The following is a 12329-nucleotide window of genomic DNA, read 5'->3' on the forward strand; positions in this document are numbered from 1 at the left end:
ATGTCCCACTTGTGGCGGGTTGGCGGCTGCTGAGCCAGCCGTTTATGGGACATGCACCGTCAGAAGTGGGACGCGCGCCGGGCGCGCATGCGATCCTGGCGTCCCCGGCATCCATGTCCCAGTTTTGGCGGGTTGGCGGCTGCTGAGCCAGCCGTTTGTGGGACACGCACCGTCAGAAGTGGGACGCGCACCCGGCGAACACTCCACCCCCAAGAAAACCTCAGCCGGCCAGCCCCAGCTCGTTGCCCGGGATCGACGACAGCAGGCGCCGCGTGTACGGATCACGGGGGTTGGTGAAGACCTCTTCGCTGGATGCCGCCTCGACGAGGCGTCCGTCCTTCATCACGCAGACGTAGTCGCTGATCAGGCGCACCACCGCGAGGTCGTGCGAGATGAAGAGGTAGCTCAGGCCGTACTCGCGCTGCAGGTCGCCCAGCAGGTCGAGGATCTGCGCCTGCACCAGTACGTCGAGGGCCGACACCGGCTCGTCGCACACGATGAGCTCGGGCGAGAGGGCGAGGGCGCGGGCGATCGCGACGCGCTGGCGCTGGCCGCCCGACAGCTCCGACGGATAACGGCGCAGCATGGATGCCGGCAGAGCCACGTCATCCATCAGCTGGCGCACGCGCTTCGCGCGGTCGGCCTTCGAGCCCCGCTTGTAGACGTTGAGCGGTTCCTCGACGATGCGCTCGACGGTGAACATCGGGTTCAGGCTCGAGTAGGGGTCCTGGAAGATCGGCTGCACCTTCTGCCGGAACTGCCGCAGTGCCTCGCCCGTCAGGGACGAGACGTCCTGGCCGTCGAAGCGGATGGTGCCGCTGGTGGGCTCGACGACCTTCAGCAGCATGCGCGCCGTCGTCGTCTTGCCCGAGCCGGACTCGCCCACGATCGCCACCGTCTGGCCCCGCGGGATCGACAGCGACACATCGTCGACGGCGCGGAAATCGTCACCGCGTCCGCGCACCGGGTAGACCTTCGTCAGGCCCTCGATCTGGACGATGTCGTCGCGGACCGCCGTCGCGGGTCGCTCGCTGCGGAAGTCCTCCGGGCGCAGGCGCACCGCCGCTACCGACGGCGCGGCCGCGACGAGCGACTTCGTGTAGCTGTGCTGCGGGTCCTCAAGGATCTGCTTCGCCGGGCCCTGCTCGACCACGCGCCCGCGATGCATCACGACGACCCGCGAGGCGCGCTCGGCCGCGAGGCCGAGATCATGCGTGATGAGCAGCACGGCGGCGCCCAACTCGTCGGTCTGCTTGTCGATCTGGTCGAGGATCGTCTGCTGCACGGTGACGTCGAGGGCGCTGGTCGGCTCGTCGGCGATGAGCAGGCGCGGCCGGCACGCCAGGCCGATGGCGATGAGCGCGCGCTGACGCATACCGCCGGAGAACTCGTGGGGGTACTGCGTCGCCCGCTTCTCGGCATCCGGGAGTCCGGCGGCCTCGAGCGCCTCGACGACCTTGCCCTTCACGCTCGAGCGATCGGCGAGCCCGTGTGCGAGCAGCGTCTCGGCGACCTGCGTGCCGATCTTGGCGACGGGGTTCAGGTTCGACATCGGGTCCTGGGGAACCAGGCCGATCTGGCGTCCGCGCACCTGCCGCATCCGGGCCTCGCCGAAGGTGGTCAGGTCTTCGCCGTCGAGCAGGATCTGCCCGCGCGCGACGCGTCCACCGGATGCCAACAGGCCGATGATCGCCATGGCGGTCGTCGACTTGCCGGAGCCGGACTCGCCGACGATGGCGATGGTCTCGCCCGCGTGGATGTCGAGATTCACCCCATCGACGGCCCGCACGGGACCGTCCATGGTGGCGAAGTCGACCGCGAGGTCGCGGACCGAGAGAAGGGGATGGGGGGATGCCGGAGCGGGGGGACCGGCGACATCGGAGGTCATCCCTCCATCCTCGCCCGCCTCGGCGCTCCTGCCCAGCCCTCCCGCGCGATCGTCACACCCCTGTAACGCACCGCCGCCACGCACAACTCCGGCAGATCCGTCCGTGCGCCGTCGACGTGTGTCCGTGGCGCGCGCGCAGCAGGAGTTGTGCTCCGGGGCCCCCGCCCCCGCGCGCACGGCGCCGCCGCCGAACCGACCGCGGACGCTGCCCCGGCCGGGAGCGACCTACGGCGTCCCCACCGCCGCTACCGTGGCAGCATGCGCGTGGACCTCAACGCCGACCTCGGTGAGACCGTCGACGGGATGCCGACCGCCGACGACGAGGCCATGTTCGCCGTCGTCTCCAGCGCCAACGTCGCCTGCGGCGGCCACGCCGGCGATGCGGCATCCATGCGGGAAGCGGTCGAGCGCGCCGCACGTTTCGGTGTCGCCGTGGGAGCCCATCCCTCGTACGACGACCGTGAGCACTTCGGTCGCATCCGGCGCGATCCCGCTCCCGCAGACCTCCGCGCGAGCGTCGCCGCGCAGCTGGCCGCGCTCGCCGCCGCCGGGGCCGATATCCGGTACGTCAAACCCCACGGTGCGCTCTACCACGCGGTGATCGACGACGCAGGTCACGCCCGCGCCGTGGTCGCCGCCGTCACCGACCTCTCGTCCCGCCTCGGACGCGCCCTTCCCGTCCTCGGCCTCCCCGGCGCGATCTCGGAGGCGGCGGCATCCGCGGGACTGCCGTTCGTGCACGAGGCGTTCCTCGATCGCGGCTACACGACGAAGGGCACCCTCGTACCGCGCGGCGAACCCGGCGCCCTCATCGAGGACCCCGCCACGGTCGCCGCTCGTGCGCTGCGCTTCGTGCGCGATCACGACGTCGATGCCGTCGACGGCACCCGCATCGCGGTGGACGCGGCATCGCTGTGCCTTCACGGAGACACCCCGTCGGCGGTCGCGATGGCCCATGCCGTCCGCGCGGCGCTCGACACCGGGGGCGTCGAGGTGCGCGCGCCGTGGTGACGAGGCCGCACGACATCGCCGAACCCGGCGTGCGACTGCTCCCGATGGGGGAGCGGGCCGTGCTCGCCGAGGTCGCCGATCTCTCCGCCGTGCTGTCGCTGCACGCCGCGCTCGCCGAGAACCCGCTCGCCGGCATCGATGACCTCGTTCCCGCAGCGCGTACGGTGCTCATCGCCTTCGACCCGGTCCGGGTGTCGCGCGAGGTCGTGCGCGCGTGGATCATCGACGCCGCCCGACGGGCTCCGGATGCCGACGCCTCCGGCCCCCTCGTCGAGGTGCCGGTGCGCTACGACGGCGCCGACCTCGCCTCGACCGCCGATCTCCTCGGCATCCCGGTCGCCGAGCTCGTGTCCCGTCACGCGGGCGCGGAGTGGACGGTCGCCTTCACGGGTTTCGCGCCGGGGTTCGCGTATCTCGTCAGCGCGGCGTGGCCCTACGACGTGCCGCGCCTCGCCGAGCCGCGGACGCGCGTACCGGCGGGAGCCGTCGGACTCGCGGGCGCCTTCAGCGGCGCCTACCCGCGCGAGACGCCCGGAGGCTGGCGGTTGATCGGCACGACCGACTCGGTGCTGTTCGATCCGGATGCCGCAGCCCCCGTGCTGCTGCCCCCGCGCGCCCGCGTGCGCTTCGTACCCGAGCGCTCTCGCATCGCCGTCTCGGCTGCCTCGGCGGCGAGCGGAGGACATTCCGGGAAGGGAGGACCGGATGCCGCGGACTCGTCCTCCCGTGCCGGAAACCCCTCCGCCCCGGCCGCCCCCGCGCCCGCCGCCGTAGACGCCGCAGCTCCCGCCCTGCGCGTCATGACCCCGGGCGCCTTCACCACCGTGCAGGACCTCGGGCGCCCCGGCCGGGCCGCGCTCGGGGTCGCGCGGTCGGGGGCGCTCGACCGGGCGGCGTTGCGCATCGCGAACCGTCTGGTCGGCAATGACCAGGGCGCCGCCGGCCTCGAGATCGCGATGGGGGGCTTCGTCGCCCGCGCCGAGACCGCCACCTGGGTATGCGTGACCGGCGCCCTCGCCGACGTCGAGATCGACGGCCGGTCGGGGGATGCCTATGCGCCCGTGCTCGTGCCGGCCGGTGCCGAGCTGCGTATCGGCCCCGCCCGCGCGGGACTCCGCGCCTACCTGGCCGTGCGCGGCGGGGTCGTCGCACCCGCGGCGCTGGGCTCGCGCTCCCGCGACGTGCTGGCGGGTCTCGGACCCGTCCCGGTGGCCGCCGGAGACGCCCTCCGCGTCGGGATCCCGGCATCCTCGATCCCCGTGGTCGACACCTTTCCCTGGTCGGTTCCGCCGTCGCTCCTCGAGGTGCGCGTCACCGTGGGCCCTCGTGCGGACTGGTTCGCCCCCGGTGCCCTGCCGGCGTTGCGAGGCGCGACCTGGACGGTGTCGGGGCACGCCGACCGCGTCGGCATCCGCTTCGAGGGTCCCGCTCTCGAGCGCACCCGGCTCGACGAGCTCCCTAGCGAGGGGATGCGCCCCGGGGCGATCCAGGTACCGCCGCACGGGCGTCCCGTGGTGTTGCTGGCAGACGGTCCCGTGACGGGCGGCTATCCCGTGATCGCCGTGGTGACGGATGCCGCACTCGACGCACTCGCCCAGTCGCGGCCCGGTGATCGCGTGCGGTTCCGCGGCGGCTGATCCGCCCGCCACGCAGGAATGCCCGGCGGGCGCACGCGGTTATACCGCAGGTCCGTAGACGCGTCAAGAATTGGACTGGACACGGCGAGTCCTCCCGCGTATGCTTGGACTTTGCGCTCCTCGATTCCCCCTGCCCTCATATGGTGGTCGGCTGAGTCTGCCCCGTCCCCGCTTCCCAGCGGTGTGCGACGAGCAGATTTTCGGGGCAGGAACGCACTCCACCTGACGACAAGGAATCACGAGCCCCTCGCCCGGGCTTCTGGAGGTTATTCCCTTGGCTGCTGCGAGCAACGCATCCACCACCACCACCCCCAAGAGCGGACGCGGAGCATCCCGCCTCTCGTTCGCGAAGATCTCCGACAAGCTGACCGTTCCCGATCTGCTCGCGCTGCAGACCGAGTCGTTCGACTGGCTGGTCGGTAACGAAGTCTGGAAGGCGCGTGTCGCCGAGGCCCAGGAACAGGGTCGCACCGACGTTCCTGAGATCAGCGGTCTGGAGGAGATCTTCGAGGAGATCTCTCCGATCGAAGACCTCAGCGAGACGATGCAGCTCTCGTTCACGAACCCGTACCTCGAGCCCGAGAAGTACTCGATCGAAGAGTGCAAGGAGCGCGGCAAGACCTACGCCGCTCCGCTGTACGTCGAAGCCGAGTTCATGAATCACCAGACCGGTGAGATCAAGACGCAGACGGTCTTCATGGGCGACTTCCCGCTCCAGACCGACAAGGGCACGTTCATCATCAACGGCACCGAGCGTGTCGTGGTGTCGCAGCTCGTGCGCTCGCCCGGTGTCTACTTCGACAAGACGCCCGACAAGACCTCCGACAAAGACATCGTGTCGGCGCGCGTCATCCCCTCGCGCGGTGCGTGGCTCGAGTTCGAGATCGACAAGCGCGATCAGGTCGGCGTGCGCATCGACCGCAAGCGCAAGCAGTCCGTCACCGTCTTCCTCAAGGCCCTGGGCCTGACGAGCGAAGACATCCTCGCCGAGTTCTCCGGCTTCGACTCCATCGAGGAGACGCTGTCGAAAGACACGATCCTCACGAAGGAAGACGCGCTCCGCGACATCTACCGCAAGCTGCGTCCGGGCGAGCAGGTCGCCGCCGAGGCCGCCCGTGCGCTGCTCGACAACTTCTACTTCAACTCCAAGCGCTACGACCTGGCCAAGGTGGGTCGCTACAAGATCAACCAGAAGCTCGGCCTCGACAAGCCGCTCAGCGACTCGGTGCTGACCGTCGACGACATCGTCGCCACGATCAAGTACCTCGTGCGCCTGCACCGCGGCGACGTCACGTTCGACGGCGTGCGCGCCGGCAACGCCGCCGAGATCCGTCTCGACACCGACGACATCGACAACTTCGGCAACCGTCGCATCCGCGCCGTCGGAGAGCTCATCCAGAACCAAGTCCGCACCGGCCTGTCGCGCATGGAGCGCGTCGTCCGCGAGCGCATGACCACGCAAGACATCGAGGCGATCACGCCGCAGACCCTGATCAACGTGCGCCCCGTCGTCGCCGCGATCAAGGAGTTCTTCGGAACAAGCCAGCTGTCGCAGTTCATGGACCAGAACAACCCCCTCGCGGGTCTGACCCACAAGCGCCGCCTGTCGGCGCTGGGCCCGGGTGGTCTGTCGCGTGAGCGTGCCGGCGTCGAGGTCCGTGACGTCCACCCCTCGCACTACGGCCGCATGTGCCCCATCGAGACCCCGGAAGGCCCGAACATCGGCCTGATCGGTTCGCTCGCCTCGTTCGCGCGCATCAACGCGTTCGGCTTCATCGAGACGCCGTACCGCCGTGTCGTCGACGGCCGGGTGACCGACCAGATCGACTACCTCACCGCCAGCGAAGAGAGCGACCACATCGTCGCTCAGGCCGGTGTGGCCCTCCAGGCCGACGGCCACTTCGTGGACGACCGCATTCTGGCCCGCCGCGGCCAGGGTGGCGAGGTCGACCTGTTCCCCGTCGACGAGATCGGCTACATGGACGTCTCGCCGCGCCAGATGGTGTCGGTGGCGACCTCGCTCATCCCGTTCCTCGAGCACGACGACGCGAACCGCGCCCTCATGGGTGCGAACATGCAGCGTCAGGCCGTGCCGCTCGTGCGCAGCGAGTCGCCCGTCGTCGGTACCGGTATGGAGGGCTTCGCGGCCATCGACGCCGGTGACGTCGTCACCGCCGACAAGGCCGGTGTGGTCATGGAGGTCTCGGCCGACGTCGTGACCGTCCAGCTCGACGAGGGTGGCACGCAGGACTACTTCCTGCGCAAGTTCGACCGCTCCAACCAGGGCACGTCGTACAACCAGCGCGTCGTCGTCTCGGCCGGTGAGCGCGTCGAGGCCGGCGAGGTCATCGCCGACGGTCCCGCCACCGAGAACGGCGAGCTCGCCCTCGGCAAGAACCTCCTCGTGGCGTTCATGACCTGGGAAGGCCACAACTTCGAGGACGCGATCATCCTCAGCCAGGACCTCGTGAAAGACGACACGCTGTCGTCGATCCACATCGAGGAGTACGAGGTCGACGCGCGCGACACCAAGCTCGGCAAGGAGGAGATCACCCGCGACCTCCCCAACGTCAGCCCCGACCTGCTGAAGGACCTCGACGACCGCGGCATCATCCGCATCGGTGCCGAGGTGCGTCCCGGTGACATCCTCGTCGGCAAGGTCACGCCCAAGGGCGAGACCGAGCTGTCGGCCGAGGAGCGTCTGCTCCGCGCGATCTTCAACGAGAAGAGCCGCGAAGTCCGCGACACCTCGCTGAAGGTGCCCCACGGCGAGCAGGGCACGATCATCGCCGTCAAGGAGTTCAACGCCGAAGACGGTGACGACGAGCTCGGCTCGGGCGTCAACCGCCGCGTCGTGGTCTACATCGCCCAGAAGCGCAAGATCACCGAGGGCGACAAGCTCGCCGGTCGCCACGGCAACAAGGGCGTCATCGCCAAGATCCTTCCGATCGAGGACATGCCCTTCCTGTCCGACGGCACGCCGGTCGACATCATCCTCAACCCGCTCGGCATCCCGGGTCGAATGAACTTCGGTCAGGTCCTGGAGCTCCACCTCGGCTGGATCGCCCAGCAGGGCTGGAAGGTCGAGGGCACGCCCGAGTGGGCGGCGAACCTGCCCGAGGCCGCTCGTGAGGCCGCTCCCGGCACGAAGGTCGCCACCCCGGTGTTCGACGGTGCATTCGAGGCCGAGATCGCGGGTCTGCTCGACTCGACGATCAAGAACCGCGACGGCGACCGCCTGGTCGACTCCACGGGTAAGACGCTCCTGTTCGACGGCCGCTCCGGCGAGCCGTTCCCCGCGCCCATCTCGGTCGGCTACATGTACATCCTGAAGCTGCACCACCTCGTCGACGACAAGATCCACGCGCGTTCGACGGGCCCGTACTCGATGATCACCCAGCAGCCGCTCGGTGGTAAGGCGCAGTTCGGTGGCCAGCGCTTCGGTGAGATGGAAGTGTGGGCGCTCGAGGCCTACGGTGCCGCGTACGCGCTGCAGGAGCTCCTCACGATCAAGTCCGACGACATCCTCGGCCGCGTCAAGGTGTACGAGGCCATCGTCAAGGGCGAGAACATCCAGGAGCCCGGCATCCCCGAGTCGTTCAAGGTGCTCATGAAGGAGATGCAGTCGCTCTGCCTGAACGTCGAGGTCCTCTCGGCCGACGGCACCGCGGTCAACCTCCGCGACACGGATGACGACGCCTTCCGCGCCGCGGAAGAACTCGGCATCAACATCTCCAGCCGCTTCGAGTCCTCGTCGATCGACGAGATCTGAGCTCACAGCTCAGCGACCCGCTCAGATTTCAGAGAATTCCGACACAGGAGAACCAGTGCTCGAATCAACCACTTTCGATCAGATCCGTATCGGTCTGGCCACCGCCGACGACATCCGTCGTTGGTCCTTCGGTGAGGTCAAGAAGCCCGAGACGATCAACTACCGCACGCTGAAGCCCGAGAAGGACGGCCTCTTCGGCGAGCAGATCTTCGGGCCCTCCCGCGACTGGGAGTGCGCCTGCGGCAAGTACAAGCGCGTGCGCTTCAAGGGCATCGTCTGCGAGCGCTGCGGCGTCGAGGTCACCAAGAGCTCGGTGCGTCGCGAGCGCATGGGCCACATCGAACTCGCCGCGCCCGTCACGCACATCTGGTACTTCAAGGGCGTTCCCTCGCGCCTGGGCTACCTGCTCGACATGGCGCCGAAGGACCTCGAGAAGGTCATCTACTTCGCCGCCTACATGGTGATCTCGGTCGACGAGGATGCTCGTCACCGCGACCTCGCCACGCAGGAGAACAACATCCGTCTCGAGCTGAAGACGCTCGGCGACCGCCGCGATGCCCGCATCGCCGCCCGCCTGGCCAAGCTCGAGGAGGAGCTCGCCGCCCTCGAGGCGGAGGGCGCCAAGGCCGACCAGAAGAAGAAGGTCAAGGACGCCGCCGAGAAGGACATGACGTCGGCTCGTAAAAACGCCGACGAGCAGATCGCCAAGCTCGAGCGCGTGTGGGAAGACTTCCGCACGCTCGAGGTGGGCGCCCTGAAGCCCGAGGACGACGTCTTCCACGAGCTGCAGGACCGCTTCGGTCAGTACTTCGAGGCGCACATGGGTGCCGAGTCGATCAAGCGTCGCCTCGAGGCCTTCGATCTGGCCGCCGAGAGCGAGAACCTGCACCTGCAGATCTCCGAGGGCAAGGGTCAGCGCAAGATCCGTGCGATCAAGCGCCTGAAGGTCGTCAACTCGTTCCTGCAGACCGGCATGTCGCCGGCCTCGATGGTGCTCGACGTCGTTCCGGTCATCCCGCCGGAGCTTCGTCCGATGGTGCAGCTCGACGGTGGCCGTTTCGCCACCAGCGACCTGAACGACCTCTACCGTCGCGTGATCAACCGCAACAACCGCCTCCGTCGCCTGATCGACCTCGGTGCCCCCGAGATCATCGTCAACAACGAGAAGCGCATGCTGCAGGAGGCCGTCGACGCGCTGTTCGACAACGGCCGCCGTGGTCGCCCCGTCACCGGTACCGGCAACCGCGCCCTGAAGTCCCTGAGCGACATGCTCAAGGGAAAGCAGGGTCGCTTCCGCCAGAACCTGCTCGGAAAGCGCGTGGACTACTCGGGCCGTTCCGTCATCATCGTCGGACCCCAGCTCAAGCTCCACCAGTGCGGTCTGCCCAAGCAGATGGCCCTCGAGCTGTTCAAGCCGTTCGTGATCAAGCGCCTGATCGATCTCGGTCACTCGCAGAACATCAAGGCCGCCAAGCGCGCCGTCGAGCGCTACCGTCCCGAGGTCTGGGACGTGCTGGAAGAGATCATCCGCGAGCGCCCCGTGCTGCTGAACCGTGCACCCACCCTGCACCGCCTCGGCATCCAGGCGTTCGAGCCCCAGCTCGTCGAGGGCAAGGCGATCCAGCTGCACCCGCTCGTGTGCGCGGCGTTCAACGCCGACTTCGACGGTGATCAGATGGCCGTTCACCTTCCGCTGTCGGTCGAGGCTCAGGCCGAGGCCCGCGTGCTGATGCTCGCCTCGAACAACATCCTGAAGCCGTCGGACGGCCGTCCGGTGACCCTGCCCTCGCAGGACATGATCATCGGTCTGCACCACCTGACCACCCTCAAGGAGGGGGCTGCGGGCGAAGGCCGTGCGTTCGGTTCGGTGGGCGAGGCGATCCTGGCCAAGGACGAGGGCACCCTCGACCTGCAGGCCAAGGCGCGCATCCGCATCCCCGGCCTCACGTTCCTCGAGGGCCAGGCGCCCGAGGGCTACGAGAAGCACGGTCTCGTCGACGCGTCGCTCGGTCAGGCGATCTTCAACGACACCCTCCCCAAGGGCTACCCGTTCGTGCGCGAACAGGCCGACAAGGGCAAGCTGTCGCAGATCGTCAACAAACTGGCCGAGGAGTACCCCAAGGTCGAGGTTGCGGCATCGCTCGACCGCATCAAGGACGCCGGTTTCTACTGGGCGACCCGTTCGGGTGTCACGGTGGCTCTGAGCGACATCCTCACGCCGCCGAACAAGGCCGAGATCGTCGCGGGCTACGAGAAGCAGGCCGCGAAGGTCCAGGGACAGTACGAGAAGGGCCTCACCACCGACGCCGAGCGCCGTCAGGAGCTCATCAAGATCTGGACCGAGGCCACCGACGAGGTCCAGAAGGCGATGCGGGACAACTTCCCCGCCGACAACACCATCAACCGAATGGTCTCGTCGGGCGCCCGTGGTAACTGGCTGCAGATCCGCAACATCGCGGGTATGCGAGGCCTGGTGAACAACCCCAAGGGTGAGATCATCCCGCGTCCGATCATCTCCTCGTACCGCGAGGGTCTGTCGGTCGCCGAGTACTTCATCGCGACGCACGGTGCCCGTAAGGGTCTGGCCGACACGGCCCTCCGTACGGCCGACTCGGGGTACCTCACCCGTCGTCTGGTCGACGTCTCGCAGGATGTCATCATCCGCGAAGAGGACTGCGGCACCTCGAAGGGCCTCGAGCTCCCGATCGCCGCGGCCGACTCGACCGGTGCGCTGGTCAAGGACGCCAACGTCGAGAACTCGGTGTTCGCTCGCACGCTCGCCACGGCGGTCGTCGACGCGCAGGGCACCGTGCTGGCCGAGGCCGGCGACGACGTGGGCGACGTGCTCATCAACAAGCTGGTCGAGGGCGGTGTGGAGTCGATCAAGGTCCGCTCCGTGCTGACCTGCGACTCGGCCGTCGGTGTCTGCGCGAAGTGCTACGGCCGATCGCTGGCCACCGGCAAGATCGTCGACATCGGTGAGGCCGTCGGCATCATCGCGGCCCAGTCGATCGGTGAGCCCGGTACCCAGCTGACGATGCGTACCTTCCACACCGGTGGTTCCGCCTCGGCAGACGACATCACGCAGGGTCTGCCCCGCGTGCAGGAGTTGTTCGAGGCTCGTACCCCCAAGGGTGCGTCGCCGATCGCCGAGGCCGACGGCCGCATCACGATCGACGAGACCGACAAGGCCAAGAAGGTCATCCTCACGCCCGACAACGGCGACGAGCCGGTGGTCTACCCCGTCCTGAAGCGCGCGACGCTCCTGGTCGAGGACGGACAGCACGTCGTCGTCGGTCAGCCGATCCTCGTCGGAACGCTCGACCCCAAGGAGGTCATGCGCGTGCAGGGTGCCCGCGAGGTGCAGAAGTACCTCGTCAACGGCGTCCAGGGCGTGTACCGCTCGCAGGGTGTGCCGATCCACGACAAGCACATCGAGGTCATCGTCCGACAGATGCTCCGCAAGGTCACCGTCGTCGACCACGCCGACACCGACCTGCTGCCCGGTGAGCTGGTGGACTTCAAGCGCTACCAGGCCATCAACCGCGAGGCGGTCGGCGAGGGCAAGCGTCCCGCGTCGGGTCGTCCCGAGCTGATGGGTATCACGAAGGCGTCGCTCGCGACGGAGTCGTGGCTCTCGGCCGCGTCGTTCCAGGAGACCACCCGCGTCCTGACGCAGGCGGCCATGGAGGGCAAGAGCGACCCGCTCGTCGGCCTCAAGGAGAACGTCATCATCGGAAAGCTCATCCCCGCCGGAACCGGACTTGCGAAGTACCGCAACGTCACGGTCGAGGCGACGGAGGAAGCGAAGAGCGAGCGGTACCCCAACCGCATCTTCGCTTCGGACGGCGCGTACAGCGACGCCGACCTGAGCTACGTCGACTTCGACAGCTTCTCCACGGACGACTTCACGCCCGGCACGTACAACTGATCGAGGCGTGAGGGGAGCAAGCGCGCTTGCTCCCCTCACGCCTCATGTAATCCCTGCCCCCGCGCGGCCTCCAGATCCCCCCAGGCCCCC

Annotated in this window: 5 protein-coding genes; 4 read left to right on the forward strand and 1 reads right to left on the reverse strand. The window is 68.4% G+C overall.

Annotated features, from left to right (window positions below):
* Positions 1-220: 220 nt before the first annotated feature.
* A complete protein-coding gene (locus tag RWP81_RS08290; RefSeq protein ID WP_314454705.1) occupies positions 221-1888 on the reverse strand; it encodes an ABC transporter ATP-binding protein in 1668 nt (555 codons plus the stop codon).
* Between the two features lie 258 nt (positions 1889-2146).
* On the opposite strand from RWP81_RS08290, the gene RWP81_RS08295 reads away from it, so the two are divergent.
* The 4 genes from RWP81_RS08295 to rpoC all read left to right on the forward strand — a co-directional run bounded on the left by RWP81_RS08295 (position 2147) and on the right by rpoC (position 12239).
* Positions 2147-2899 (forward strand): 5-oxoprolinase subunit PxpA, encoded by a 753-nt coding sequence (locus RWP81_RS08295; protein ID WP_314454708.1) that lies wholly within the window; start codon positions 2147-2149, stop codon positions 2897-2899.
* Complete coding sequence (locus RWP81_RS08300; RefSeq protein WP_314454712.1) at positions 2893-4536, forward strand: urea amidolyase family protein; 1644 nt, start codon at positions 2893-2895, stop codon at positions 4534-4536. Before RWP81_RS08295 ends, RWP81_RS08300 begins: the two co-directional genes overlap by 7 nt.
* A gap of 274 nt (positions 4537-4810) precedes the next feature.
* Positions 4811-8308, forward strand: a complete 3498-nt coding sequence (locus RWP81_RS08305) for a DNA-directed RNA polymerase subunit beta (RefSeq protein ID WP_314454715.1) — start codon at positions 4811-4813, stop codon at positions 8306-8308.
* A gap of 55 nt (positions 8309-8363) precedes the next feature.
* Entirely contained in the window at positions 8364-12239 is a 3876-nt protein-coding gene (gene rpoC, locus RWP81_RS08310) for a DNA-directed RNA polymerase subunit beta' (RefSeq protein ID WP_243497328.1), read from the forward strand.
* Positions 12240-12329: the final 90 nt, after the last annotated feature.

Origin of the sequence: uncultured Microbacterium sp., assembly GCF_963521695.1 — a bacterium.
In the GTDB taxonomy this organism is placed as follows: Bacteria; Actinomycetota; Actinomycetes; order Actinomycetales; family Microbacteriaceae; genus Microbacterium.

Coding starts and splice junctions, on each gene's coding strand:
- RWP81_RS08290 (WP_314454705.1), bottom strand. CDS start 1,888: ATGACCTCCGATGTCGCCGGTCCCCCCGCTCCGGCATCCCCCCATCCC.
- RWP81_RS08295 (WP_314454708.1), top strand. CDS start 2,147: ATGCGCGTGGACCTCAACGCCGACCTCGGTGAGACCGTCGACGGGATG.